We start from the raw sequence: 23,699 nt of genomic DNA on the forward strand, positions 1-23,699 counted from the left end.
CCCTAAACGCCTTCCAGATCGCCTTCGAAGGCCGGCTCACCCCGGCCAACAACTGAACCTCAACAACCAAGATCAGCCGTTGATTGGACAGACCCTCCGCCACCACGCGCCCGCGTGAACACGCGCCGGGGTGGCGCGATGGGATTCAGTCGAGTCATTGGCTGATCTTGAACTTCGAACCTTGATCGGCCAGGAGCCATGGAGGGGGCGCGTTCTCGATGATCGGCCAAGGGATTGCGGGGCCGTTGGCGGCCCGTGAAGGCGTGGAAGGGCGCGCCTTATGGCTCCCAGCCAGGTGCGGTGCGCAGTCGTCGCCGGCAGATGACGGCGCAGCCGAGGGTGACGAAGGCGTGGTGGATGTCGTCGCGGATCTCCCAGCGGGTGCGTGGCCGGCGGAACCAGTGCAGCAGCGCGATCGTTGCTTCCACGACCCAGCGGTACACGACCAGGCCGGAGCCGTGCCCGGTGCCGCCGGGCGAGGTGCAGGGTGATCTGGTGTCCTGTCCCAGATAACTGTTGGCATGGTGGGGCTCTGACCTGCTGTGCTTACGGTTGAGTGGAACGAACGCGCTCTTCCCCGTCCCGCTCAACGGTAGGCAGCCGCCTCTATGGCGTGCACGGAAGTCCACTGATCGGCTCGGAGGTCTCATGCCCCTGCAGATGGAACTGGTCGCGATAACACTCGATTGCCCTGATCCGCTGGCTCTGGCGGCGTTCTATCAGCAGGCCACCGGCTTTGAACCGCACCCGAAGTCGGACGCCGAGTTCGCCGGTCTCAACCGTGAGGACGGACTCTTCATCGGCTTCCAGCGGGTCGAGGACTACCAGGCTCCGAGTTGGCCTGACCAGATCGTTCCCCAGCAGCTTCACATCTGCTTCAAGGTCGCGGGGAGCCTGGACGAGGCCGAAGCCTGGCTGCTGGAGCTGGGTGCGGGCAAGCCGGATCACCAGCCGCACGGGGACAAAGCGCGGGTACTCACCGATCCCGCTGGGCATCCCTTCTGCATCGTCACGCGCTGATTGGCGTTCTCGCGGCGATGAGTGTGGCATGCCATCGGGGTTGCCGAGCCGATACGCCATCTCCGCAGCCGTTGACTTGACGGTTTTGGGTTCAACGATCGTCCGCAAGCAAGGATTCGCGCGCTTGTGCCCCGTCGATGGCGAGCGCAGGCAAGCCCGGCGAGTGGGGATCTGTGAGCGGGTGAGGAGGCTGCCGGACCCGGGGGAGGGTTGTGTGTTGCCCGGCAGCCTCGTGGCCGGCGTCCTGATTGCCGGTCCCGGCACGGGGCAGGCGCGTACTGCTGCACCGTGCTGGTTGGAGGGGCGGCCCTGGGAGAGGCCGTGCCGGGAATATCTGTTGCTGCGGTGACCTCGTGCCGCGACACGCCCCGAGCCCGCCTGGGGTGTCACCCGCCGGGCGGGCGCGCGGTGGAGTTAGCGTGCGCCCGCGGTTCGTCGTCGTTGCGGCTCCCTTGGGCGTCCACGGACACCAGCCCGTCCGGCGCGCCCCGTTCCCGCGTGGGAAGCACGAAGTCCCGGGATCTGACCGTGGTCCCGGGACACTCTTCGTGCACTTCTTCCTTGACCGTCTCGTCAACGACCGTGCAGGGGTGGGGGTTACCGGTCCGCGCCCGCCGGGGCCCCGGTATGTCCCACACCTTCGGGGACGGGCACGTGGGCCGCCGCCCCCGCGGGGCTCGGATCCCGCAGGGTGAGCCGGTGGAGAAGAACTGTCCTGGATGCCAGGCGCTGCGTGAGAAGGCGGCGCGGCCACGTGCAGATCGGGGTGACCTGCTGGTCCAGGCAGCCTTGCACGAGAGGCCCCCAGAGTGCAGGGACGCGAAGCAGGCCGCGAGGAACGCGGGCCGGAAGTAGCCTGTTCGCTCTACTCGGAGGGCTGTCTGGGGGTGGTGGCCCGGACGGACGGTGTCGTCCCTCGACCGGGGGACGACACCCCTGCCCGGGCGGGAGAGAATCCACAAGGCGGCTTCTGCATTGCCGCCCATGAATCAGCCGACGGATGTCTCTCGTTCAAGCCCGCCCTTCCCGCCGGCCGCTGCCGTGGCGCTCGGGGCTGCTCTGCGTCGCGGACATGGGCCAGTGTGTCGCCGATCGACAGCATCGGCACACGTTTCACCAGAGAGGTCCCCAGACGAGGAGAGCGAGGGCGGTCAGCAGGAGCAACCGCTGCCACAGCGGAAGGAGACGTTGGCCGTAGCGTCGCTTCTGATGGGGCGGCATACCGCTATCGGGTCTGAACACGGTGATTCAGGCCTTCGGGTTCAGACCGAGATGCTCCTCCACCTGTGCGATGCGCTTGGTCAGCGGTTCGAGTTCCTGACGGATGGCCGCGGCGAGGGCCTGCTGCGCGCCGGCGGCCGCCGGTTGCCCCTGGCCGCTCTCGGCCCGCAGGTGAACGTAGCCTGCCAGCGCGGCGGTGACGGCGCGGCGAACGAGCTTGAGGTCGGCGCCGCAGGCCCGCAGAACCTGTCCGCCGACTCCGTCGGGCTCCGCGATCAGTCCGAGCAGCACGTGCTCGCACCCGATGTAGTTGTGGCCGAGCGAGGTTGCCTCGGTAACCGCCAGCTCCAGGGCGTTGGCCGCAGGCCCGTCGAACCGGCGCGGATCTGCGTCTGGCAGGTCCGTCCCCGGCGTCTCGGGCCTCCGACGGGCCAGATCACGCCCGACCTGCTCCGGCTGGATCTCCATGGCGCGCAGCACGTGGAGAGCGAGGTTGGTGCCCTCGCCCAGCATGGCGCCCAGCAGATGCTCGGTGCCCATCCTCGGCGCGCCGGTTTCCCGGGCCTGCTCCACCGCCAGTTTGAGCACGGTACGCGTCCTGGCGGTGAAGTGTGCCAGCGCGCCGGTCGGTTCGCCGTCGAGATCGGCCAGGGGCGTTTCACGGATGGCGCTCACCCGTCGCACTGCTAGCTCCAGGGCCCGCTGGCATACGGCCGACACCGGCACACCGGCCTCCTTGACCGCCTCGGCCAGATCATCGGGCAGATAGACGTTGATCTTCGGCATCGCACCCACCTCCCAGGTAATAACCCCAAGGTAACCCCAATAGGGTTACCTGTACAGGGTGCGCTGTCGGGCTGTTGAGCCTGGGGAAACGCGCTCAGTCACAGCGGCTCCAGGAGCGGGTTGTGTCAGTCGGCGGATCGGGGCTGGTTTGCGTGAATCCGTCGCACGTCGAACCGGGGTGCGGCAGCGTGGTCCGTGTATGCCCGCGCTGGGCGTACGCAGGGGTGTCGAGGACCGGAGGGGGCGTCATGGGCGAGCAGGAGACATGGACGACAGAGGAGTTCGGCGCCTCCCACACCGGCTCGGTCGGTGTGCTCCTGGCTGACGGCACCGTTCCCTCACCGGTCCACCTCGCGTCGAGTTCAGGGCCGGGGGGTCAGTCGGTGTCGCAGTGGAGCATCTACGACGGCCGCCCGTGGGGTGGCCCGCGGGCGGCCGCGCTGCGCGCGGTGTGTTCCTGCGGTTGGAGCGGACCTGCGCGCCGGCTGGACTGGGACGAGATCGGGGATCGGCCGCTGGCTGAGGCGGCGGAGACTGTGGCGGATGGGTGCACGCGCGAGTGGGACGCGCACATGGAGGACGTGGAGCGCTCCGCCATTCCGCTTCCTGAGGCGGTGAGCGTTCTGCTGGAGCAGTTGCATGCCGAGTTGGAGAAGCTGGAGAGGACGTCGCCGTTGGCGGCCCTGCGTGCGGCCCGCCGACTGGAGGTGACGGCTGTTGAGGTGGGTTACTGGGCGGCCCACAACAGCCGGCGAGACGCGACGCTCCCTCAGGCCGCGGCTGCCCTGGGGCTGAGCGAGGATCAGACCCGCAAGACGCTGGCCCGGTTCGGCCGCTGGAGCCCCTACCGCTGACCGCTACCTGAGTTGATGTACCTGACTCCGCAAAAACCGTTTGACGGACCCGGTTCGGCCCCTGTTACATTCGCGGAGGCCGTGCGAGAGATTGAGGAGGTGGTACCCGTGAACGTATCGACGTGGGTGCTCTCCTCAGGGGTCACGGTCGGGCGATAGGCAGGTCGTCCGGGAGCGCCGTTCCAGTGCACTCCCGAAAGGCACGACCATGCATCTCACTTCTGAGCAGCGTCTCGACGACGGCGTCCGCGAGCGCGCCTTCACCCTCGGCGACATCCCCGGCTTCCTCTGGACGCCCGAATCCGCCTCCGCCTCCGCACCGGTGCCGCTGATCCTGCTCGGCCATCCGACCCTCGGGCTGGCGAGGATGTATCCCCGACTTGCGGCCCGGGCCCGGCACTGCGCGGCGCAAGGCTTCGCGACGGCCACCGTCGAACTCCCCGGATGCGGGGACCGCCCCCGCTGGCCCGCCATGGAACAGGCCCGCGCCGAGCTGCGCCGAACCCTGCAGGCCGGTGAACCGGTCGGCGACAACCTCGTCGACGCCCTCATCCTCCCGCTGGTCGACAAGGCGGTCCCGGAATGGCAGACCGCCCTGGACGCGTTCCTCGCACTGCCCGAGGTTGGCGGACCAGTCGGCTACTCGGGAGGCGTGATCTCCATCGGCATCCGACTGGCGGCGGTCGACCCGCGCATCGCGGCCGCCGGCCTCTTCGCCGGGAGCTACGTGCCGCGCGCCATGTTCGAGGAGGCGCGGCGGGTCACCATTCCGTTGTACGTCCTGCTGCAGTGGGACGACGAGGGCAACGACCGACAGGCCGCCCTGGACCTGTTCGACGCCTTCGGCTCCACGGAGAAAACCCTGGAGGCCAACATGGGCGGCCACACCGGCGTCCCGCAGTTCGCGGGCGAGGCCGCGGCCCAGTTCTTCACACGGCACCTGAAAGGAGGCCGGGCCGCCAGACCGGCAGCAGACGGTAGCTGAGCCCAGCGGCTTACCGCTCGTCTAGGACGGTCCCGGTCCTGCGTCTACACCGTGGGCCCCTTGCTGAACGCTCGGCAGGGGGCCCATGCGGCCTGAAGTCATGAACGGTGCGATTTCTGTGGAGCCTTCCAGCGCTGCAGACTCGTGTACAGGTGCTGTCGGTTCGGTTCTCGTGAACAAAGCCCGACCCCGGCATTGCAGCTGCGGGGTCGGGCCCCACTTCCCAAGACCGAGGCCATCTTCCCGTGGCGGCCGTGGCACGACAATGGCGGTGGCCGATAGGCGCACACCCCGACCGAACTGTCAGTGGCTCCCTCTGGCGTCGGCGACCTGGGACCGGACCGGCCGGGCCGAGGGACCAGGGAGTGGACGTGGGTACGATCCGCATCGACAAGCAGGCGCTGCCCCGGCTTCTCGCCGACAGCACGGGCACCTACGACGCCTCCTACCAGCAGGCCTTCACCGCCCTGGCCGCCACCCACCGGGGCCAGCCGCCGGCCCGGATCGTGCCGCTGCTGCGCCGCGCTGCCGACCAGGCGCTCCTTGGGTTCACCGCGGCGGATCTACGCGAGCAGGCCGACGCCATCAGCAGCGGCCAGCCGTACGAGCTGCGGATCACCCTCACCTGAACGCGAGGGCGATCAAGGGCAGTCAGTCATTCACTCGATGAAGCAGCCAGGGCCCCCGCGCCCCTTTTGCTGCGAGCCCCCGACCGGGAGACGGGTCACAGGCTGCCGAAGAACCGCGTCCTCCAGGTGGACCGCGCTGCGAAGTGCCGCGGCGCACCGGGGCCCTCGTAGTCGCTTTCCAGCAGTTCCTCGGGGACGCTCACGTAGCCGAGGTCGGCCAGCGCCCGCTCCACGGTGGCGAGATCGCCGAGGTCCAGTGCTCCCTCCTCGTGGGCCTCTTGCGTGCCGAGGAAGGCTCCCGGGCTGTCGGCACAGACCTCGGCGAGCGAACCGAACTTGCTCACGCAGACCACGATCCGTGTGCCGCAGACCGTCGCGTCCGCCGGCACGCGAAGCCGCCCGTACTCGCTGGAGTCCTGGGTGTCCTGCTCGAACTCGCACCGGGTCCCGAAGTCCGTCTCGAGCCGACGTATCAGCCTGCCGAACGCGAGGCCCGCTGCGTCGCGGTCATAGTTCAACGGCCACTCCAGCCGCTCAGGGTCGTCAAGTTCACGCATCCTGCCGTCCGGCAAGCGGGAACAGAGCAGCGAGGAAGGAGCGACAGGCCGAGAAGACGTCATCGGCGGCCGTCCGTCATCGGCCGCCAGGAAGACTCGGCGAAGTACCGCTAGCTGAGACCGAGTTTGGCGAGGGCGCCCGGCCAGTCGGTGGCGATGGCGTTCTGCGCGGCGCTGAGTTGGGCCTTGCCGGAGCAGATGGCGGTATGCAGTTCCGACTCGACCTGGTCTCTGGGGTTGTTGGGGCCGGCTCCGGGCTTTTGGCCGGGGGAGGGCGGCTCGACCCACAGGCTGCGCGGATCGTTGGGGTCGCCGCCGAGCTCGAGGGAGAGGAGGTGGTCGTACTCGGCGTCGTGAAGACTGCCCGTGAAACCGTAGGACTTGGCGTTCGCGGTCTTCTCCGGCCCCGTGACCGCCTCCGGCGGCCGGATCGTCGAGGTGTAGCCGGACTTGCCGATCGTCTCCTTCAGCGTCGCCGGGGTGACCTCCGGATTCAGCGCGCCCGGCGTGCACTTCGCGTCCGGCAGGGGCTGGCCATGGTCGGCATCGCGGTGAGCTGCATAATCTGCTCGCGAGTCTGCTCTGCCTGCGCGGCGATCTCCCGCTCGTGCTCTTACAGTCGTACCAACACCGCGCCGAGGGCGAGTTCCCCCGCTGGTCATGCGCCGCGCCAGGATGGGGTCGCGCGGCCCGTCAGCCGACGGGACATCACATCGCTTTAGTGCCCAGTGAGAGGGCATCGGAGCCGGGGGTACCTCGAAGATGGTCGCGGAGCCGCGACAGCGAGTTCGTTCGGAGCCGTTCGCTTGCCGGAAACGCTCACCGGGTCAGGGCAGTGCCGCGCAGGTAGGCGGCGAGAATGGTCTCCAGCGAGGTGGCCTCGCTGATGGCCGTGCGGTGGAACAACAGCGAGTCCGTGAGGGCGATCAGTTCCTCCACCCGGTCATGCGAGTAGGACAGACCCGCCCTGGCGAGGGCCGATGCCGTCACCTGCCGGGTCATGGCGTGGACTTCGGAATGCGTCGTCAGCTTGTGTCGCAGCAGCGGTGCGTCAAGGAGGAGCGCGTAGCGGGCTCGCATGTCGTCGCGCCGCGCCGCGAGGCTCTCGACGAGTCCGGCGATCATCGCGGCAAGCTCTGCGATGTCGAGTCGGCGTCCGTCATCGACGGTCGTGTTCAGGACGGCTGCGAGTTCGTCGGCGTCGGCCCTCGAGCGATCGGCGAGTTCGTCGACGATGAGTTCCAGGAGCGCATGCCGCGTCTTGGCGTAGTAGGAGGTCGATCCTTGCGGTATTCCCGCTTCCCGGTCGACGGCTCGGTGTGTCAGCGCCCGAACACCGTCACGGGCGATGATGCGGATGCCGTTGTCGGCGATCGCCCGGCGTCGATCACTTCCACCCGTCGCACTCGAAGACATGACTCGACCCTACAGGTGTAGAGTCCCAACCACATACGCTCTACATCTGTAGTGGGCTGCTGCCGCCCGCGCGCATATGAGGACGAGGCGCAAACCAAGGGGGAGAGAGCAATGATGATCGACTTCGCTCCGGACCAGAGCCTGTACCCCTTCGAGTCGCGCTGGTTCGATTCGTCGGCCGGCCGGCTGCACTACATCGACGAGGGGGCCGGGCCAGCGCTGCTGTTCTGCCACGGCTCTCCGACCTGGAGCTTCCTCTATCGTCACATCGTGCAGGGCTTGCGCGGCCGGTACCGGTGCATCGCCGTGGACAACCTGGGCTTCGGACTGTCCGAACGGCCGGGAGGCTTCGGGTACACCATCGCCGAGCACACGACGGTCCTGGGTGAATTGATCGACCATCTCCAGTTGGACGGCTTCGTTCTCATGGGGCATGACTGGGGTGGCCCGATCGGCCTGGGGGCGGCAAGCGCGCGGGCTGCCCGGGTCAGGGGGATCGTGCTGGGCAACACCGCCTTCTGGCCGATCGAGCCGTTGGCGAACCGGGCGTTCAGCGTGGTGATGAGCAGCCGCCCGATGCGCCGGCGCATCCTCGACCAGAACCTTCTCGTCGAGCAGTTCCTGCTGGGAAGGCTCGGCCCCACGCTTTCCCCGGCGGAGGCCGACCACTACCGCATGGTGCAACCCACGAGCGAAGCGCGACGCGGCCTCGCCGTCATGCCCGGCGAGATCCGGGCCGCACGCCCCCTGCTGGAGCAGCTCGCCCACGACGTGCCTGCCCTCCTCGGTGACAAGCCGGCTCTGGCGGTGTGGGGAATGCGGGACATGGTGTTCCGGGCCAAGGCGTGCCTGCCACGGATCTGCGCCTCGTTCAGCGACCTCGAGGTGGTCGAACAGCCCAATGCGCGGCACTTCATCCAGGAGGACACACCAGAGCGGATCACATCCGCGATCGCCAACCGGTTCCCGTGAGCCGCCGCAGGCCTCGGCCGGCGCTGACGCCCCGCGACAGTCAGCCCGCCTCCATCCGCGTATCTCACACACCACGGACTACCACCAACACCCCATCCTCATCAGGAACTTCAGCAAAGATCACCCTGGCGAGCCGAAGTCAGTGTCCACGGCTGTGGTCCATTGCGTGATCTCGTCCGGGTGCCATCGGCCGAGATCTGAGCGAATCTCCACCGTGGCGGCAGCCTGGCGTCGAGTACATCGATGGTTTCTATAAACTCCCGGCTCATCCAGAAACGGCTCGGTTTCCTCAGTCTGATCGAGTTCGAGGAGAAGCACTACACCGACCAGGCGACGGCCGAACAAGCGAACCTGACCGCCCATCACCCCACCCCGACCTGCTGATCAGCACCACTCACGCAGCGGGGGAGTCTCACCCTGCGGGCGCTAGGCGGCCGTTGAAAGCCACACCCGGTGTTCCTCGGATGTCCGCCTCCGCCATGTCCCGACCCGACTCATGATCAGGGGTAAGGGCCGTTGACGGATTTGGCACAGCTGACTTCGCCAGTTTCGGACAGGCTTGCGGACTCAAACCCAGTCGGTGAAAGCGGCGAAAGTCGAGTCGCTCACTGAATCAGGTCAATGTGCGGATGGTCTGGGGATGCCGGGCAGATGTAAATTTGCATGCCATAGCCCCCGGCTAGGACGACTCTGGTGAAGTTCGCCGGGGGATTTCCCTGCGGCAGGGGCGGTGTGTCGCCGGACTGGTCGTCGATGGGGGCCCAGCTCTCGCTGCCACCGTCCCATTCGGTCGAGGCGATCGTCAGCAACGGGTCCATCTCGGTGTCGCACTCGGGGCAGCGCCGGGGCATGGGGTCGGTGAGGCCCCAGCTGCTCCAGCCGCCGATTTTCCAACCGGGGGAGACTGAGAGGTGGTTCAGATAGAACTCCTCCGGGGCGGGCTCGTAGGAGCTGTCCACCGCTGATCCGGCTGCCTGCCACCTGTTCCAGTCGCCCAGCTGCTCCTGCAGCTCCTTACTCAGTTCCAGGAAGTTCGGGTACTCGGTGACCTGCTCCGGTGCGAACAGGCAGGGATCGGGCAGATAGGCGGAGAACTGGATCGCGGAGGGCTCGGGAGGGGCGCCGAGGACATCGGTGACCTCGGCGGCGGATCGCCAGAGCAGTACGGGCCTGGGGTTCGCCGGGTGGTCGAAGGGACACCAGAGGACCTGGAGGAGATCGGCCTCGGACGGCCCGAGCGTGCGGAGTTGATGGATGTCACGCACGTACAGCTGGGCCACGGGCAGCATGGCGATCGGGCCCTTGGGCCACGGGCTGCCGGCCTGGAGCCGGTTGTCGGTCGCCAGTTCCTCAGGTGTGGCCCAGGGGCCCTGAGGATCGCGGCGCCGCCGGTCTTCTATTGCCGCCCGGTGGCGACGCAGCAACCGCACGTCCTTTGGCGAGGGGCCTGCGCTCGCACCGTGCCGGTCGTGTGGTTCTTCGCAGTGCGGCCACGGCTCGTCGGCGGGCCACAGCAGCGGCCCGCCGACAGAGCTGTCGTGCACGGACGGTGATCCGGGGCGGGGGTGTAGCCGGGTCGCCGTGCGTGCCAGCGGGGCCAGTTGAGGGAAGAGCGCGGTGACGTCGAGCGGCCGCGGCGGGGTGGTGCGACGCATACTGGCTCCCGTAGGCACTAAATGGCTGAGATCAGTTTCCGAGGTTGAGCAGCCCGGTGTTCCCCTTGGTGTTGGTGACGCCGGCTATGGGCAGCAGACTCTGTGTTCCGTCCGCACGCTGGACCGCGGCACTCATGGTGACGCCCGTGGGGATCGTGCTGGCGTCGTCCTTGTAGAGGGGTGTCACCTGGTAGTAGACCGCATCGTCCGGGCCCATGGTGGCCGCGTCAACTGCGTCCTTCACAGCCGTCTCGTAGGTCCACATGCTGGGCGTTCCGGTGTTCATCCCCACCTGCCAGCAGGGGACGAGGTTGTCCTGTCCGCCGTCCCGTGTCTGCCCTTTCCCGCCGAGGATCTTGGCGATCAGGTGGCACCGGGCGAGCCCGTACGGTGCTGGGGTACCGGGCGCGGCGTAAGGGCGGGCGAATGTCTGCGCGTCCTGCCAGCCGGTGATGTCCCCCGAAGCCACGCTGCCGTCGCCGAGTTTCTTCCGCAGGCAGGCCTGCGCCCCGGCTGCCCGGGTACCGGCCGGGCTGGTCGGGTCGGTCTGGTTGCGGTGCGGGACCGGTTGGGTGGTGTTGAGGATCCACCCGTCGCCGGAATTGGCCTGCATCATCTTCAGGCATGCGGCCTTCGGCTTGGTGAGACGCTCCGTTTTGCGTGCCGGCTCGGCATGGCAGATGTCGCCGCTCACGTACTGGAAGTGGGATACGTCGGGGTCGATCTCGGCTGTGTAGAGTCCCTCGTCCTGGTCCTTGTCGCTCGTGTAGCCGCCCTGCCAGCTATCGCGAAAGAGCAGGTTGCCTTGATCGGTGTACTCGTGGGCGTAGTTGTTCGGCCCCTTGATGGTGACGCGCCACTTGTAGCCGATGGCTTCCCCGCCCAAGACATCGAACCCGGTCTCCATGGCGAACGGGTGGTGGTTGGACTTCTCCTTGAGTTTGAGCCAGAAAATGCCGCATAGTTTGGGCTCGGCGTCCTTGAGCTGGGCCTTAGCCTGCTGGGCGGCGCGGCGCATCACTAGGTCTTTGTGGGCCGCCGGGATGGGAATGGTCTTCCCGTCGGCCAGCCGCACGGTGACGTTGCCCGCGCGGTCCGGGGTTGTGGTGACCAGCTCCGCCACCCGCACCGTAGTCATCCTGGACGTGATGGTGTGTTCCGTCGGGCCTTCCGTGACGGCGCTCCCGCGGTCGGCCGGATAGGTGGGTGCGGAGGCGGCCGTCGCTGTGCCACCACTGAACGCGACAGCTGCGGCTGTCGCGGCCATCGTCGCCCCCGACAGGGCGCGGCGCAGCCTGTTCGGCTTTCGGTCCCGCCCTCCGCGGTGGCTGCGTAAACCTGGTATGGACATGTCCATCCTCTTTCTGCATGTTTTCCGGTTGCTACGGCTCGGTGCGCGTACCGATGCGCTTGGGGCTCGTCAGGGACGCTGCCGGGCCGGCAGTGGGGCACAGTCGGCAATCAGCTACGGGTCGCTCGGCTCGGCGGCAGGCGAGTTTGTCGTACCGTGCCGCTGGGCCATGGCCTTGTCAGGCACCGGCCGACTCTGGTGCTCGCACCCGCAGTCGGCCCGGCAGCGCATCTGATCGCGGTTCACAGGGGATTCCTCTGCGCCGTGCAGATGCGGCCCTTGGGCGGGCCTGTCTCTTCTCGGGCAGGCGACGTTGCCCGGGGAGAGGTGCGGCATCAGTGATTTCGCGCGGCGAGGGTCGGCTGGCTTGCCCTGACATGGTCTCCTCGATCGAAATGTCCGCCACTGGCTCAGACGGAACCCCCAGAGGGCAGGCGCGCCGCCTTTGCTGGAGTCCCTTCACTGTGCTGATGACGCCCTGCTTCCGTCGTTCATAGAGCCGTTCGGGCAAGCGCACAAATTTCCAGGCCACCCCGGCTGCAGAAGGCGTTTGATTTCGGAATCCACGAATTGGCCGAATGCTGTGACTATTTGATGACGGTCGGCCGCGTCGGCAGGTGATGAGGAACTGGTACGCCACCACCAAATGCCGCTGGGACGGCAGTGGATTCACGGCCAGGCAACCCATCTGCACGCTGGTTGCGGCGGGTTATATCTCCGCAGTGAAATTCTGATGAAACCGTTCAGGGCAAGCCTGCCGAACAGTCCGTGAATGGCCACGGATTGCGCCCCGGACCGGCCGATTCCGTCATCGTCACTCCGCCGCTGCCGACGCTAAGTTCATCCTGGTCAAGAACCACGCGCCATCACACCGACCACACCACCGGCCGGGACTCGCACCTGCCTCAACGCGGAGCCTGGTCCAAGGGGGATGAGCACGATGCATCATTCACGATCATCCGGCCTCTGGAGACGAGGGCTGACAGTCCTCACCGCGGTCGCTGCCTCCGCGCTCGCCGCCACGACGGCGACGGCCGCCCCGACCGCGGCGGCTACGGCTGTGGCCAAGCCGGCCACTGCGGCGGCCGGTCAACCTAAGCTCGGCGATCCATGTACGTCGGCTGACCTCGGCAAGCGCTACCCGTACATCAAGTCCACACAGGTCGTTCCGACGATCACGCATTTCAAGGGCTGGTACGTCACCGAGGGGTCAACGGGCTCCCAGACGATCGAGACCAGTACACAGACCGTGGTCACGGTCCAGGTCGGCCTCTCCGCCAACATCCAGGGCAGCTTCCAGGTCGAGCTGCTCGGCCAGGTGGGCGGGAGCCTGGGCCTGAATGTGCAGATATCCTCCAGCACCACCAGCAGCGAGTCCAAGTCGATCTCCTGGGACTTCCGCAGACCCGGCTACTACGCCCTGTACGAGGGGACCCGCAAGGTCACCGGGCAGTACGGCAGCCTGAACTGCAACCGCGTCGACACTGGCAACGGCACCTACGCCACCAAGTGGGTCGATGGACCCGAGAGCGGCAGCTACACCACCTACACCACCCTCGAAGAAGGCGCGGTCCGCTGCCAGGACACCGTCCCGGCCAGTAGCATCATGCGCAAGGCACAGGACCTCCTCGACTGCGGCTCCCCCGCCGCCACCGCGAAGCATCCGGCAGGTCCCCTCCCCTCGGCCAAGGCCGACCAGGTCAAGCACGACGCCGACAACGCCGCAACAGCCGCCAAGGCCGCCCAGAGCATGAAGGCCACCCAGGCAGCCAAGCCCGCGCCGCGCGCCGCCCTGAACTGCCAACCCGGCGCCTACAGGATCGATGTCCCCGGCAAGCCCCTGAACTGGAGCGCACCACTCCTGGCCAACGACGGCATCCGCCTGCGCGAATCGAACTTCTTCAGCGCCCACCTCGACAACTGGCGGCTGTGCAATGTGACGGAGAAGAACGGAGTCATCGAAGCGTCCCTGTGGAACTGGGGCAACGGCGGTTGCGCGATCATCCCCGCTGACATCGCCAACCAGGAGCAGGCCTACCTGACGACAGCCACCTGCGGGGAGGACGACCTCCAACGCTTCTACATCTACCGCGACGTACCCGGCAGCACGAAGATCGGTCTGCAGAACAAGTACACCGGCTCCATGATGGGCCACGACCGGTACGCGGACGGTGAGCTGATCCGCCAGTACTCCAGCGGCAGGCAGGACGGCACCAGCACGTATACCCTGACCGGAGTCTGACGGCCCCCAAGTGAGCGCGGCCCCGCACGTGAACCCCCAACCTCCCGGTTCCGTGCGGGGCCCTCCGCGTCTCCACCGTGCTTCGTTGGTGTGGTGCGCCCTGTTGCGCTAACCCGCGATGTGACGACGAGGTGGTGCGTGGTGAAACCTGCGCATACGATCCCGGGATGGCTGGAATGTCGATCACTGTATGCCTGCCCGGTTCTGCTGCGAAGAGGGTGGACGAGGCGGTCGCGGAAGCGATGGCGCCGTTTGCCAGTGACGGTGTGGGCGCTGTGGAGCGCGATGTGTGGGACACCTACCGGATCTGCAGTTCCGCGGGCCTGCCGGTGCTGGCTGGTCATGAGGGTGATCTGCGATTGGTCGCTGATCGCCCCCGCTGGGACGGTTCGCTGGAGCCCGCGGCGCCCGGGGAGTGCGCGGGAGGGCCGCGGGGACTCATCGACTTCCGCGACGCCCTGCGGGCGGAAGCCGCTTCGCACGCGGGCCGGGTGTGGGATCTCTGGCAGGAGGTGGTTTCCCGCCACCATGCCCCGTATGACGAATCAGTCTTTTTCTACCGTCACCTGGCCGCCGGAGGGACCAGAGCCTCGTACGAGACATCGCCGGAAGCCGCCGACTACCAGGCGCAGCCGGCCGTCCGTGCCTGGGTGGATGTAGCGCCGGGACTGGCCCGGCCCGACATCGCGGACCACTTTTCTTTCGGCTGGAATCCGGCCGGAATCGGACAACGCAGCCGCGAGGAGTACGTCGCGACCTACGAGTTCAGCCTTCTGCCACGGCGCAACCTGCTGACGCTCAGCGGATGGTGGTACGAAAGAGGCGATGCTCCCCTGCACGGCGCATGCCACGGCCCCCTCGAGTGCGTCCACGAGCCGGACTTCGCCAGGGAACACCCGGGGGTGCAGTCCTACCTCATCGCGCTGCCCGCCGACACCCTGCTCGTCAACGTGCACTGCCACGTCTGATCCACCCTGCCCACACGGCTGATCGACGCCACCGCGCAGGGGCGATCACGGGACCACCTCTGCCAACAGCCGTGCGCTGAGGGGCTCTTGGCCACCAGTCGATTGCATGTCCTGCCTGGAGTTGGGGGGGCCACGGCCCTTGGCCCGGCGGGAGCCGAGACAGGGGAGCCTCCCGTTCACCGCCAGCAACGCGAGGGCTCGGCCGCCCCAGCCGGGCAAGGGGCAAAGGAGACGGCAGAGGCACCCTCGGACGAGTGACGCACATCGAACCGCACCGTCGAGACCGCTGTCACTTGTCGCATGATCACCCCTCGTGGGTGGCTGCGCCCCGCCATCTCCCTTGCCGGCCTCTCCTCTGTTCTGGCGCCTGCCGCCCCGGCATCCGCGGCCGCAGCGCCCGCTCCGGTGCTGCGCCGGGTGCTGCCCGAACCGCCTCCCGCCGACGTCGCCCAGGGCGAGCTTCGGGAGTTGAACGTGGAGGCCCCGCATGCGATGACCGGCTAAAGCCGGGCGAGGTTCCCCCCATGGGCTATGCAGTACGGACAGGGCGACACCCGCGAGGTCGTACTTCACAGGGACGGCCAGAACGTGGTCCAGGACGACAAGTGCCGTGCCGTGCAAGGGACGTGGTACAGCGAGTACGACGGCAAGACGATGATGGCTGCGAGCCAGATCGACATCGACCACATGGTGCCGCTCGCCGCCGGCTGGCGGGCCGGCGCCGACAGGCGGGACACCGCCAAGCGGAAGGCCTTCACCAACGACCTCGTCCACTCCCAGCTCACCGCCGTCTCCGCCGCCTCCAACCGCTCCAAGGGCGACCAGACGCCGGACCTGTGGAAGCCCCCGCTCAGGTCGTACTGGTGCACCTTCTCGCGGGCCTGGATCGACGTGAAGCACGTCTATGAACTCAATGTCAGCGAGGCGGAGAAGAACGCGCTCGGTGAGATGCTCGACACCTGCGACAGCTGATGGCCATTGCGGAACCGGTGGTCTGTGACGGTCAGGTCACCGCCAGGGGCCCGGCGGGGCGATGACCGTCGAGGTCGGCGTCATCACCGGCGACCTCACCGTCCAGACCATCCGCCACCCCGACCAGCTGGTCGCCGTCGCCGTCCAGTACACGGGCGCGGACGAGTGGTACACCCTGGCCGGCAGCCCCGCGCGCGTGCCCGACGGCGAGCTCGAGGAGTACCACGAGCGTGTCCTGGCCGCGGTCGGACACGGTGGGCAGGCCGTCGCTCCCGCCTGAACGGACAGCGCCGGCGGCGATCTGCTACTGCCGTCTGTCCGGCAGAGGGCTCACCCGTCCCTGATGTCCTGGGCCCGGGTCTTGAAGTCTTAGGTGGGCCCGGTTCGGGTGAAATGTCCGAGCTCGGCTGTCGGCGTCTCGGCGCCGGGCCGGCCTGGAACGGGCTGCTGACGGTCATCCTGGCGCTGCTCGCCTTCCCGGTGCACCATGTCCACGCCTGCGGGCGCGAGGCCACGGCCGTGGTGGACACTCCGTTCGTCCTGATCGGCAGCGGCCGGCGCCGCGGCAAGCTGATCGCCACGGGCTGGGCCTTGGCACAACTTCCCGGAGTTGAAGGTCCTTGAGAGCCTGGCCCTCTGAGCAGCCGAGGCGGCGGCCAGTCGGCCCAAAAGCTGGAGCTTAGGCAGCGCGCCCGGCGGGTGTTCCGAGCGTGCACGGCGTACAGTCCGCTCCAGGTACCCCCAGCAGTTTGGCCGGAGAGATCGTCCGCCTGTCCAGGAGGCCTGCTCCATGCCGCATCGTCCGTCAGGACACATTGCGCAGAAGCGCCGCGCTGACTCTCTGCTACGTGGGTTCCGGCGCAGCGGCCCGGCGGCATATCGGACGGTACATCTGCGCGGAGACATCGATGCTGCTAATGCCGAAGAGGTCAGCGGCCTGTTCGACGAAGCTCTGAGGGGCCGGCCTGAGGCACTCGACGTCGATCTGTCCGAGGTGGCACACATCAGCACCGACGGAATCATCCCGCTCTTCACCGCGCTCAAGAAAGCACGTTTGAGTGGCACTCGCATGATGGTGGTCGGTGCCTCGCCCCACGTATGGGCGGCTCTGCGGAGGGTCGGGTTCGACCGGGCCCTGGGGCACCAGCAGGATGGTGGCTCCTGAACCGGTACCGGCGCCGACCCGTTACCGCGCCTGCGGAGGTCAGCCATGTCTTCGCCGCGACCGCTGCGCTGCGGACTTGTTACGCGCGGGGCCGGGCGCCGGTATGTACCCGGCTGGGCTGAGGGGTCAGTGTGTGACGTCGCGCCGTGCAGCCTGCCGCCCGCCACCTGGCTGAGGAAGCGCCTGACCTGAAGCCGCCTTCGTTGGCGTCCTGCATGCAGGAATGGCCTCCCGCGCAGCCACCCTGGGCCGGGCCGCTCTCCGCCTGGCGCTCAGGCGTCCCGCCGGAGGTCATGGCCGAGGATTCCCGGTTGCCCCTGCACTGGATCGAGACGAATGGCTGAGCGGGGGGTCTGCTCAGTCCTGGTGTTGGCGTGTGTCCGCCGCGTCGACGAGGAGGGCCGCGGCAGGGTGGGGCAGGCCGAGGCGGCCCACGATCCACGCGGTGTCGTGGCCGTGGAGTGCCAGGACCCAGGCCATGTAGAGGCGGTTGAGGTCCGGGGCGTCGGGGCCGAGCGGCAGGGGCCGGACCGCTTCCATCGGGAATCCGTCCAGGGTCCGGGCGGTGAACCAGGACGCGTCGACCGCCTCCGGCGACGCGGAGGGGCTGTGACGGACCGCGATCCTCCGGTGCCGGTGGGCCAGGACGGCGGTCATCGCGAGAACGGCGATGGACGCGCCGAGCAGGAAGCCCGTAATGACGGGACGGAGCCCGGGCGAGGCCAGACGCAGCACGGTGAGCTCCACGGCGACCACCAGGGCCACCAGTGCCACCGTGATCAGGGCCGCCCCTTCCCGCGAGTGAGGGCGAAGCATCATCACTGTCACTTCATTCTCCTTCCCGGTTGCCGGCCACATCGCGACGCCAGGGCAACGGTCGGCGCGGTTGAAGGGGCCAGGCTCAGATCCCGCCCGCACACTTCAATACTTGCACGAATGTGCAATAATGGTCAAAGGGGGCGGGTCCCGCAGTGGTCACGGTGGACCTCAGGGTCGTTCCGCGCCGTCGCTGGGCTCTGGCGGTGTCAGCTGTGCTGTCAGGTGCAGGGCCGCTCCGAGGAGTGCCGAGACAGGCGGGTTTACGCTGCGGTAGAGCATGCGGGTGCCACTGCGGCGTACGGTCACCAGGCCCGTCGCCCGCAGTCGGCCCAGCTGCTGCGAGACCGTGGCGTAGGGGGCGTCGACCTGCTCCGTCAGTTCGCCCACGGAGCGTTCCTGATGCTCCAGGGATCGGAGTAAACGTAACCTGATGGGGTCGGCCAGCGCCTTCAACACGCTGACCACGGAGGCCACTTCAGCATCCGGGAGCAGTACTCCCGCCGGGGCCTGGAGGGGCGGGAAGGTGATGTCAGGTTCCGCAGTGGTGTGCACGGGTTCCGCAGTGGTGTGCACGGGAGGGCCTCCTTGTCCGCTGGGTCTTGCGTCTCCGGGGGTTGTACTCGTGGGGCTGGTGGCAGTGCAGGTCGCGCACGCTGGGCTCGCGGGACAGCTGGCCCAGGGGCACGGTCCCCGGGTCGTCCAGGGCGATCGCAAGTCGCAGGTGCGCAGTGGTCGCGTCGTCCTGGTCGACATGGAGGCCGAGGAGGCGTGCACCGGGCGCGGCGAGGGCCAGCACGCACAGGGCTCGCACCTTGATCTGTGCATGCCGGTCACAGTGGATATGCAGGACGGCCCGGGACGAGGCCGAGCGGGCAGGCTGTCCGGTCTTCCGCACGCCCACGCGGGGCAGGAATCGCATGTTGGCACCTCTTCGAGACGTGTATGTCGCAGGCCGTCGGCGGAATGGAAGGGTCAGTCCTGAGCTGTGGGTGGCGGGGCGAAGGCGTAGCCGACCTGCCGCACAGTGCGGATCAGCGCGCGGTGGCCGGGGCCGAGTTTGCGGCGCAGGCGGGCGATGTGGACGTCGACGGTCCGCATGTCGCCCGTGGGGCTCTGCTGCCAGACGAGTTCCATCAGTTGCCGACGGCTGTAGACGCGGTGCGGGTGGGCTGCGAGAAGGGCGATGAGCTCGAACTCCATGCAGGTGAGCTCCAGGTGGCGGCCGTCGACCGAAACCCGGCGGGTTCCGCAGTCGACGACGAGACCGCCCGCACGGTACTGCGGGACCCTGGGCAGCTCTGTGGTCTGGCACGGGGTCGGCGGCTGCGGGGCGGGTCGCGCCCGTCGACGCCACCGCGACCCCGGGGAGGCGGGCAGCAGGTCGCGGTGAACGCGGTGGGCGAGCCGGTAGTTCAGGGGCATGTCCCCTCCTGTCGGATCAGCGCAAAACGGGATGGAGCCCTACGGGCGCCGCGAAGAAGGCGTCATTTACCCGGCACGGGGCAGCCGAGGTGCCCGTGGGCGTGGGCGTCTGCCGGGGGCCGGGGTGACAGTGCTAGTGCCAGGTGGCTTCCAGGTGGCGTCGGCCGTCGGGGCCGGTGACTGGGTGCCAGTGGGCGTGCGGAGCCGATCCACTGCGGGCACGGGCCGTGGGGGTTCGTGCCGCTGCCGGTCCGGGGACCGCGCGGATGACGGTGCTGTCCAGGGGGCTCGCGGCGAGCCGCCGCAGCACATCGGCGAGCCGTTCGCGCACCCCACCGCGCTTGCGGGGCGTGGCGTGGAGGACGGGGAAGTGAATGGCGGTCAGAACGGACATGGGTGACTCACCTCCGTGCAGGGCACGTAGCGCGGGCGGGAGAGGACGGATGACCGGGCAGAGAAGTAGCGGCGGCCCGGGTGATGCGATGGGCGGCTGCCAGCGGCAGGTCGGTGAACTGGGCGAGCCAGTGCGCCTCGTGGCCTTGGTGGGCGAGCAGGTAGGCGAGGTGGACGCGGAGGTCGTAGGTGGCGTGCCGGGCGTGCGGGCCGGGGCAGGCGGCCGGGTCGTCCAGAAGGTAGGTGCGCGGGGTGCCGTCGAAGAGGGTCAGGGGCAGCGACGGGCAGGCGCATCCGGCCGGTGTGAGACGGCGGACGGTGGGCGCGGTCAGTTTCGCGAGGTGCTGAAGAAAACGCATGGGGTCCCTCCCTTGTTCAAGGGGAGTTGGCGGGTCTGGCTCCGGGGCCCGTGGGGCGGCGGTGTCCGCCGCCCCACGCGGGGATCACTGTCCGAGGGCGACCTGGACGACCTTGATGACGACCAGGACCATGGCGATCAGGAGGTAGGTGCGCAGGGCGCCCATGCCGAGCTTGCGGGCGGTGGACATGGATGGCCGTGTGAGGGTCTCCAGCGGTGGCATCCGCCAGTTCTCCCTGCCGGTGCGGTCGATGGGGTCTTCCTTGGTGCCGGTGCGCCGGCGGGTGAAGGAGTAGCCGGCGGTCAGGACCCCGGCGACGCCGCAGGCGGCCATGATGTCGAGGATGGCGTTGGCGGTGATGTCGGGGAAGAGGACGGAGGCGGTCAGGATGACGGAGAGGGTGACCAGGACGCCGACGACCGCGGCGGTGAAGGCATTGGTCTTGGGGCCGTTGACCCAGGGACCGAGGACGGCCTTGTCGTTGCAGAGCAGCAGCAGGAACACCGAGGCCGAGGGCAGCAGCACCCCGGCGAGGGTCTGCACGCCCTGGGTGAGCAGACCCAGCGGGGAGCCCGGGATCAGCACGATGGTGGCGGCCACGGCGACCAGCCCGGCGTAGACGGCGTAGAAGCCCTTGGCGCCCTTCACACCGCGGTGCAGGGAGTGCTTGATGCCGAACACGTCGCCGATCGCATACGCGGTGGACAGCGAGACCGCGAAGGCGCCGATGATGGAGGCGTCCAGGAGGGCGATGGCGAACAGGACGCCGGCGGCCTTGCCCGCCTTGGCCTCGATCCCGGTGATCAGGCCCGCAGTGTCCTCGAAGTTCCCGAATCCCTTCGTGCCCGCGAACGCCGCGGCGACCAGCCCCATCATGGCGGCCGCGCCGATGACCACAATCGCGATGCCGATCCACAGGTCGGCCTTCTCGTACTTCATGAACCGCGGCGTGATGCGCTTGTCGATGACGTAGGACTGCTGGAAGAACAGCTGCCAGGGGGCCACCGTCGTTCCGACAATGCCGATGATGAGCAGCATCACGGTGGCCAGCTCGCCCGAGCCGCCCGGGATGACGGGTACCACGAAGTCGTGGGCCATCTGCGAGGAGGCCGGGTGGATCATGAAGTACAGGGGGACCAGCAGCAGCGAGGCGGCGCACAGGGTGATCGCGACGCGTTCGAAGCGGCGGAACGAGCCGGTGAACGCGGAGGCGATGATGATCGCGGCGGCCAGGATCACCGACCCGGTCTTGGGCAGGCCGAGGTAGTCGGCGGCCATGGTGATCCCGATGAACTCCGTCACCAGGGTGAGGGCGTTGAGCAGGAACAGGTCGATGACCGAGAACGCGCCCCAGAACTTGCCGAACCGCTCCAGGATGAGGCGGGCGTGCCCGACGCCGGTGACCGAACCCAGACGCAGCACCATCTCCTGGTTCACATACAGGACGGGGATCAGCAGGAGCAGGGTCCACAGCAGGCTGGTGCCGTAGTTCTGTCCGGCCTGGCCGTAGGTGGCGAACGCGCCGGCGTCGTTGTCGCCGACCATCACGATCAGGCCGGGCCCGACTATCGCGAGCAGCGTCTTGAACCTGGCCGACAGACCGCGGCGCTTTCCGGTGTCGTGCTGCTTGATGGTGCCCAGGGCACCGCGGATGTCGCCGGTGTGGGCATCGTCGAGGACGGCGGCACGCTGTGCCGGGATGGTGGTGGGCTTGACGGGTGCGGTGGTCATGGTGGGCCTCCCAACTCCCCTGGCAGGGGGAGAATCGGGGGCACGCGGACGCCCTGTGCGGGCACGCCGGGGCACCCCGTGTACCCGGGACGGCAGATGCCGTACGGGTGCCGGGGAGACCAGGTGTGCTGTGGTGGGTGTCGCTACCGCGTGCCGGAGAGCGAGGTGGTGCGGATGCGGGGCCGACTGTGGCCCGGACTGCTAGAACTGCAATCCAACGTTCCTCGCCTCCTTCGGCCGGGGCGCACGCGGGCGCCGAACGACACGGCAAGGAGCGGACCAGCCCGTACGACTGGTTCACCCCAACTCGTCAGAGCTTTGGCACTGCACGGCGTAATCCCCTTGCCGGGGAAGCCACTTGGAGTCACCCCTTAGGCCGGGGAGACCTGTCCTGACCCTGGGCGTCTCTCGACGTCGTCGGGTCAGTGGCCTGTGTCCGTACAGACGCCTCACCGAACGAGGTGCCTTCTTCAAACCTCCAGAAGCATAAACCACTACTTGCGTGATCGTGCAACTGCTTGGTGAACCTTTGACGCGGAACGACTCTTTCGGGGCCTCCGGGCACTACCCGCCCCGGCGCGGGTACTCTGCTCCGCGGCATGCACACCACAGGGAGCTCATCGGTGGATCACGACAGTAAACCCGCAGGCAGCACGGCCGTCGGACACGGCTTGCACTGGCGAGGGGTGATCCGTACCCGGCGGGCCGTCATCACCACGTCGCTCGCCGTTGGCGGCCTCGTCGTCTCGCTCAACTTCGGCGGGCTCCTGGGCAACCCGGACAGTCATCAGTCGATGACCTCCCGGGTGATCGCGGGCATCAGCGCCGGGATCTTCCTGGTGGGCGCGCTCATCGCGGTACGCGGCGCCACGGACGATCTCGTGAAGCTGCTGGCCGGCCGGATCAGCGACAACCGCTCCGCCGCGCTGCGCGTGATCTGCCTGCTCTCCGGCTACGCGCTGGTGATCCTCGGCGCGCTCAGCCTGCTCCGGGTGGAGTGGAGCAAGCTGCTGCTGGGCGGTGCGCTGACCGGAGTGATCCTCGGGATCGCCGCTCAGCCAGTGCTCGGCAACATCTTTGCCGGCCTGGTGCTACTGGTCTCGCATCCCTTCACGATCGGCGAGAAGATCAGCGTCCAGTCGGGTCCGCTGGGCGGCCGCATCGAGGGTGAAGTGACCGACATGACCCTGCTGTTCGTCGAACTCCACACGGAGGACGGCAAGATGCTCCTCCCCAACAACGCAGTACTCGGCGCGGCGATCGGCCGACCGCCCGCGAGACGGCCGTCGCCTGAAAGCGGGGCCCCGTCGGGCGCTCTCGCCGACCTGGATCCGCAGATAGCCTCCTGATTCCTGCAACGACATCCCACACACCTCCGCAGCGGCCAGAACAGCGGACGGACAACTGCCCGGACTGCCACCGCTGAGTCGCGGAGCCAGGGACCAGGCGGGCGCCGTCGAGGATGGCGCGGGCCTCGACGCGGAGGGCTGCTTACGACCGATGGCTCATCCGCCCTCGACCTATGCCACAAGAACGAGCGTGCCAAGGGCGGTTGGCACGTACAAGATCTGTACGGAATGGGTGCGGTACTCGCGGCAGGCCTGGTGCTAGAGACGGTGCCGGGGTGGGGGTCGCGGGCGATGGCGTCCAAGGCGGCTCGAGCAGCCGCTGCTCGGACGGGCTCACCCCCGGACCCAGAACTACGTCAAGCGGGTGGAGGCTCTGCCTGGCATAGGTTTGGGTGTACTTCGGGATCAGCCCGAAGGCCGCCAACCAGGACTCCTCTTCTGCGGGGCGCCGTAGGTGATCCCGTCCTCGACCTGCTTGAAGTCGATGGCCACGAAGCAGGCGCCGAGGATGATCCCGAAGGGAATGCCGAGGCCGCCGCTGCGGAAGCCGAGACCGTCACCTCCGCACAGTCGTCTTCCCCGTCCCCATCTACGAAGCCGAGCAGCGCGACCAGGGCTTCGGCCAGGTCCGCAACGCCTTCACCGGGGCCGACCACCGAAAGGCCGCCCGCTACGACCTGACCTCGGACGCCTGCGACGAAGCCGCGATGGACTTCGGCGAGTTCTATTGTCACGGAAGGGGAGTTCCGGGCCGTCGGCCAGGGCTATGCCTCCGGACTCGCCAGCCTCGCACAGGGCTTCAGCGCCCACATCGACTGAAACCTCTCCTATCC

Annotated in this window: 26 protein-coding genes, 4 pseudogenes and 1 riboswitch; of the genes and pseudogenes, 15 read left to right on the forward strand and 15 right to left on the reverse strand. The window is 68.2% G+C overall.

Annotated elements, in window-relative coordinates; all coding sequences use genetic code 11:
* Positions 1-278: 278 nt before the first annotated feature.
* A pseudogene (locus AC07F3_RS39055) lies at positions 279-467 on the reverse strand (IS5/IS1182 family transposase); the annotation flags it as partial.
* A 181-nt stretch (positions 468-648) separates the two neighbouring features.
* Between AC07F3_RS39055 and AC07F3_RS39060 the strand changes: the two are divergent.
* On the forward strand, positions 649-1,020 hold the full coding sequence (locus tag AC07F3_RS39060; protein WP_479119657.1) for a VOC family protein: 372 nt from the start codon (positions 649-651) through the stop codon (positions 1,018-1,020).
* A 1,248-nt stretch (positions 1,021-2,268) separates the two neighbouring features.
* Here the strand turns inward: AC07F3_RS39060 and AC07F3_RS39065 are convergent.
* On the reverse strand, positions 2,269-3,027 hold the full coding sequence (locus AC07F3_RS39065) for a Clp protease N-terminal domain-containing protein (protein ID WP_479119659.1): 759 nt from the start codon (positions 3,025-3,027) through the stop codon (positions 2,269-2,271).
* Between the two features lie 248 nt (positions 3,028-3,275).
* Here AC07F3_RS39065 and AC07F3_RS39070 point away from each other — a divergent pair, with 248 nt between their 5' ends.
* The 3 genes from AC07F3_RS39070 to AC07F3_RS39080 all read left to right on the forward strand — a co-directional run bounded on the left by AC07F3_RS39070 (position 3,276) and on the right by AC07F3_RS39080 (position 5,495).
* Positions 3,276-3,881 (forward strand): hypothetical protein, encoded by a 606-nt coding sequence (locus tag AC07F3_RS39070; RefSeq protein ID WP_479119660.1) that lies wholly within the window; start codon positions 3,276-3,278, stop codon positions 3,879-3,881.
* A gap of 208 nt (positions 3,882-4,089) precedes the next feature.
* On the forward strand, positions 4,090-4,866 hold the full coding sequence (locus AC07F3_RS39075) for a dienelactone hydrolase family protein (RefSeq protein ID WP_479119661.1): 777 nt from the start codon (positions 4,090-4,092) through the stop codon (positions 4,864-4,866).
* A gap of 371 nt (positions 4,867-5,237) precedes the next feature.
* Positions 5,238-5,495 carry a hypothetical protein gene (locus AC07F3_RS39080; protein WP_479119663.1) on the forward strand — a complete coding sequence of 86 codons (258 nt, stop codon included), beginning with the start codon at positions 5,238-5,240 and terminating at the stop codon, positions 5,493-5,495.
* A 95-nt stretch (positions 5,496-5,590) separates the two neighbouring features.
* Here AC07F3_RS39080 and AC07F3_RS39085 read toward each other — a convergent pair whose 3' ends face one another.
* The 3 genes from AC07F3_RS39085 to AC07F3_RS39095 form a co-directional block, all read right to left on the reverse strand.
* Entirely contained in the window at positions 5,591-6,013 is a 423-nt protein-coding gene (locus AC07F3_RS39085) for a hypothetical protein (protein ID WP_479119664.1), read from the reverse strand.
* Positions 6,014-6,162: 149 nt separating this feature from the next.
* Positions 6,163-6,714: a hypothetical protein gene (locus AC07F3_RS39090; RefSeq protein WP_479119665.1), complete on the reverse strand. Its 552-nt coding sequence runs from the start codon at positions 6,712-6,714 to the stop codon at positions 6,163-6,165.
* A gap of 157 nt (positions 6,715-6,871) precedes the next feature.
* Positions 6,872-7,468 (reverse strand): TetR/AcrR family transcriptional regulator, encoded by a 597-nt coding sequence (locus tag AC07F3_RS39095; RefSeq protein ID WP_479119666.1) that lies wholly within the window; start codon positions 7,466-7,468, stop codon positions 6,872-6,874.
* A 111-nt stretch (positions 7,469-7,579) separates the two neighbouring features.
* On the opposite strand from AC07F3_RS39095, the gene AC07F3_RS39100 reads away from it, so the two are divergent.
* Entirely contained in the window at positions 7,580-8,440 is an 861-nt protein-coding gene (locus AC07F3_RS39100) for a haloalkane dehalogenase (protein ID WP_479119667.1), read from the forward strand.
* Positions 8,441-8,683: 243 nt separating this feature from the next.
* Positions 8,684-8,824 carry a hypothetical protein gene (locus AC07F3_RS39105; protein ID WP_479119668.1) on the forward strand — a complete coding sequence of 47 codons (141 nt, stop codon included), beginning with the start codon at positions 8,684-8,686 and terminating at the stop codon, positions 8,822-8,824.
* 221 nt (positions 8,825-9,045) lie between these two features.
* Here AC07F3_RS39105 and AC07F3_RS39110 read toward each other — a convergent pair whose 3' ends face one another.
* The gene (locus tag AC07F3_RS39110) at positions 9,046-10,095 is read right to left on the reverse strand and encodes a hypothetical protein (RefSeq protein WP_479119669.1); all 1,050 of its coding nucleotides are present in this window, start codon (positions 10,093-10,095) and stop codon (positions 9,046-9,048) included.
* A 31-nt stretch (positions 10,096-10,126) separates the two neighbouring features.
* Positions 10,127-11,446 carry a DNA/RNA non-specific endonuclease gene (locus AC07F3_RS39115; RefSeq protein WP_479119670.1) on the reverse strand — a complete coding sequence of 440 codons (1,320 nt, stop codon included), beginning with the start codon at positions 11,444-11,446 and terminating at the stop codon, positions 10,127-10,129.
* A 940-nt stretch (positions 11,447-12,386) separates the two neighbouring features.
* On the opposite strand from AC07F3_RS39115, the gene AC07F3_RS39120 reads away from it, so the two are divergent.
* From AC07F3_RS39120 to AC07F3_RS39150, 7 genes and pseudogenes are all read left to right on the forward strand, one after another.
* Entirely contained in the window at positions 12,387-13,688 is a 1,302-nt protein-coding gene (locus AC07F3_RS39120) for a hypothetical protein (protein ID WP_479119672.1), read from the forward strand.
* Positions 13,689-13,855: 167 nt separating this feature from the next.
* Entirely contained in the window at positions 13,856-14,656 is an 801-nt protein-coding gene (locus tag AC07F3_RS39125; RefSeq protein WP_479119674.1) for a hypothetical protein, read from the forward strand.
* A gap of 300 nt (positions 14,657-14,956) precedes the next feature.
* A complete protein-coding gene (locus tag AC07F3_RS39130; RefSeq protein ID WP_479119675.1) occupies positions 14,957-15,160 on the forward strand; it encodes a hypothetical protein in 204 nt (67 codons plus the stop codon).
* Between the two features lie 27 nt (positions 15,161-15,187).
* Positions 15,188-15,628, forward strand: a complete 441-nt coding sequence (locus AC07F3_RS39135; protein ID WP_479119676.1) for a GmrSD restriction endonuclease domain-containing protein — start codon at positions 15,188-15,190, stop codon at positions 15,626-15,628.
* Between the two features lie 61 nt (positions 15,629-15,689).
* Positions 15,690-15,908 carry a hypothetical protein gene (locus AC07F3_RS39140; protein WP_479119677.1) on the forward strand — a complete coding sequence of 73 codons (219 nt, stop codon included), beginning with the start codon at positions 15,690-15,692 and terminating at the stop codon, positions 15,906-15,908.
* 233 nt (positions 15,909-16,141) lie between these two features.
* Positions 16,142-16,252, forward strand: a pseudogene (locus AC07F3_RS39145) (YbaK/EbsC family protein); the annotation flags it as partial.
* Between the two features lie 166 nt (positions 16,253-16,418).
* Complete coding sequence (locus AC07F3_RS39150) at positions 16,419-16,793, forward strand: STAS domain-containing protein (RefSeq protein WP_479119678.1); 375 nt, start codon at positions 16,419-16,421, stop codon at positions 16,791-16,793.
* 357 nt (positions 16,794-17,150) lie between these two features.
* On the opposite strand, the gene AC07F3_RS39155 is transcribed toward AC07F3_RS39150, so the two are convergent.
* From AC07F3_RS39155 to AC07F3_RS39185, 7 genes are all read right to left on the reverse strand, one after another.
* Positions 17,151-17,621 carry a hypothetical protein gene (locus AC07F3_RS39155; protein WP_479119679.1) on the reverse strand — a complete coding sequence of 157 codons (471 nt, stop codon included), beginning with the start codon at positions 17,619-17,621 and terminating at the stop codon, positions 17,151-17,153.
* Between the two features lie 159 nt (positions 17,622-17,780).
* Entirely contained in the window at positions 17,781-18,185 is a 405-nt protein-coding gene (locus AC07F3_RS39160; RefSeq protein ID WP_479119680.1) for an ArsR/SmtB family transcription factor, read from the reverse strand.
* The gene (locus tag AC07F3_RS39165; protein WP_479119681.1) at positions 18,142-18,531 is read right to left on the reverse strand and encodes a hypothetical protein; all 390 of its coding nucleotides are present in this window, start codon (positions 18,529-18,531) and stop codon (positions 18,142-18,144) included. The genes AC07F3_RS39160 and AC07F3_RS39165 overlap by 44 nt, the downstream gene beginning before the upstream one ends.
* 53 nt (positions 18,532-18,584) lie before the next feature.
* Positions 18,585-19,034 carry a winged helix-turn-helix domain-containing protein gene (locus AC07F3_RS39170; protein WP_479119683.1) on the reverse strand — a complete coding sequence of 150 codons (450 nt, stop codon included), beginning with the start codon at positions 19,032-19,034 and terminating at the stop codon, positions 18,585-18,587.
* Between the two features lie 133 nt (positions 19,035-19,167).
* Positions 19,168-19,428 (reverse strand): hypothetical protein, encoded by a 261-nt coding sequence (locus AC07F3_RS39175; RefSeq protein ID WP_479119684.1) that lies wholly within the window; start codon positions 19,426-19,428, stop codon positions 19,168-19,170.
* A gap of 7 nt (positions 19,429-19,435) precedes the next feature.
* Positions 19,436-19,786 (reverse strand): hypothetical protein, encoded by a 351-nt coding sequence (locus AC07F3_RS39180; RefSeq protein ID WP_479119685.1) that lies wholly within the window; start codon positions 19,784-19,786, stop codon positions 19,436-19,438.
* 84 nt (positions 19,787-19,870) lie between these two features.
* Positions 19,871-21,517 (reverse strand): NRAMP family divalent metal transporter, encoded by a 1,647-nt coding sequence (locus AC07F3_RS39185; protein WP_479119686.1) that lies wholly within the window; start codon positions 21,515-21,517, stop codon positions 19,871-19,873.
* Between the two features lie 294 nt (positions 21,518-21,811).
* Positions 21,812-21,985: riboswitch (M-box (ykoK) riboswitch) on the reverse strand.
* A 155-nt stretch (positions 21,986-22,140) separates the two neighbouring features.
* Here AC07F3_RS39185 and AC07F3_RS39190 point away from each other — a divergent pair.
* The gene (locus tag AC07F3_RS39190; protein WP_479119688.1) at positions 22,141-22,866 is read left to right on the forward strand and encodes a mechanosensitive ion channel family protein; all 726 of its coding nucleotides are present in this window, start codon (positions 22,141-22,143) and stop codon (positions 22,864-22,866) included.
* 406 nt (positions 22,867-23,272) lie between these two features.
* Here the strand turns inward: AC07F3_RS39190 and AC07F3_RS39195 are convergent.
* Positions 23,273-23,430, reverse strand: a pseudogene (locus AC07F3_RS39195) (Bax inhibitor-1/YccA family membrane protein); the annotation flags it as partial.
* A gap of 5 nt (positions 23,431-23,435) precedes the next feature.
* Here AC07F3_RS39195 and AC07F3_RS39200 point away from each other — a divergent pair.
* Positions 23,436-23,685, forward strand: a pseudogene (locus tag AC07F3_RS39200) (TerD family protein); the annotation flags it as partial.
* Positions 23,686-23,699 lie beyond the last annotated feature (14 nt).

This window comes from Streptomyces sp. NPDC045846 (assembly GCF_056431605.1).

Excerpts from the sequence above, each read along its gene's own strand:
- AC07F3_RS39105 (WP_479119668.1), top strand. The coding sequence starts at position 8,684 with ATGGTTTCTATAAACTCCCGGCTCATCCAGAAACGGCTCGGTTTCCTC.
- AC07F3_RS39140 (WP_479119677.1), top strand. The coding sequence starts at position 15,690 with ATGACCGTCGAGGTCGGCGTCATCACCGGCGACCTCACCGTCCAGACC.
- AC07F3_RS39095 (WP_479119666.1), bottom strand. The coding sequence starts at position 7,468 with ATGTCTTCGAGTGCGACGGGTGGAAGTGATCGACGCCGGGCGATCGCC.
- AC07F3_RS39100 (WP_479119667.1), top strand. The coding sequence starts at position 7,580 with ATGATGATCGACTTCGCTCCGGACCAGAGCCTGTACCCCTTCGAGTCG.
- AC07F3_RS39075 (WP_479119661.1), top strand. The coding sequence starts at position 4,090 with ATGCATCTCACTTCTGAGCAGCGTCTCGACGACGGCGTCCGCGAGCGC.
- AC07F3_RS39165 (WP_479119681.1), bottom strand. The coding sequence starts at position 18,531 with ATGCGATTCCTGCCCCGCGTGGGCGTGCGGAAGACCGGACAGCCTGCC.
- AC07F3_RS39090 (WP_479119665.1), bottom strand. The coding sequence starts at position 6,714 with ATGACCAGCGGGGGAACTCGCCCTCGGCGCGGTGTTGGTACGACTGTA.
- AC07F3_RS39125 (WP_479119674.1), top strand. The coding sequence starts at position 13,856 with ATGGCTGGAATGTCGATCACTGTATGCCTGCCCGGTTCTGCTGCGAAG.
- AC07F3_RS39170 (WP_479119683.1), bottom strand. The coding sequence starts at position 19,034 with ATGCCCCTGAACTACCGGCTCGCCCACCGCGTTCACCGCGACCTGCTG.
- AC07F3_RS39065 (WP_479119659.1), bottom strand. The coding sequence starts at position 3,027 with ATGCCGAAGATCAACGTCTATCTGCCCGATGATCTGGCCGAGGCGGTC.
- AC07F3_RS39130 (WP_479119675.1), top strand. The coding sequence starts at position 14,957 with ATGATCACCCCTCGTGGGTGGCTGCGCCCCGCCATCTCCCTTGCCGGC.
- AC07F3_RS39070 (WP_479119660.1), top strand. The coding sequence starts at position 3,276 with ATGGGCGAGCAGGAGACATGGACGACAGAGGAGTTCGGCGCCTCCCAC.
- AC07F3_RS39175 (WP_479119684.1), bottom strand. The coding sequence starts at position 19,428 with ATGTCCGTTCTGACCGCCATTCACTTCCCCGTCCTCCACGCCACGCCC.
- AC07F3_RS39185 (WP_479119686.1), bottom strand. The coding sequence starts at position 21,517 with ATGACCACCGCACCCGTCAAGCCCACCACCATCCCGGCACAGCGTGCC.
- AC07F3_RS39060 (WP_479119657.1), top strand. The coding sequence starts at position 649 with ATGCCCCTGCAGATGGAACTGGTCGCGATAACACTCGATTGCCCTGAT.
- AC07F3_RS39180 (WP_479119685.1), bottom strand. The coding sequence starts at position 19,786 with ATGCGTTTTCTTCAGCACCTCGCGAAACTGACCGCGCCCACCGTCCGC.
- AC07F3_RS39120 (WP_479119672.1), top strand. The coding sequence starts at position 12,387 with ATGCATCATTCACGATCATCCGGCCTCTGGAGACGAGGGCTGACAGTC.
- AC07F3_RS39135 (WP_479119676.1), top strand. The coding sequence starts at position 15,188 with ATGCAGTACGGACAGGGCGACACCCGCGAGGTCGTACTTCACAGGGAC.
- AC07F3_RS39110 (WP_479119669.1), bottom strand. The coding sequence starts at position 10,095 with ATGCGTCGCACCACCCCGCCGCGGCCGCTCGACGTCACCGCGCTCTTC.
- AC07F3_RS39150 (WP_479119678.1), top strand. The coding sequence starts at position 16,419 with ATGCCGCATCGTCCGTCAGGACACATTGCGCAGAAGCGCCGCGCTGAC.
- AC07F3_RS39115 (WP_479119670.1), bottom strand. The coding sequence starts at position 11,446 with ATGTCCATACCAGGTTTACGCAGCCACCGCGGAGGGCGGGACCGAAAG.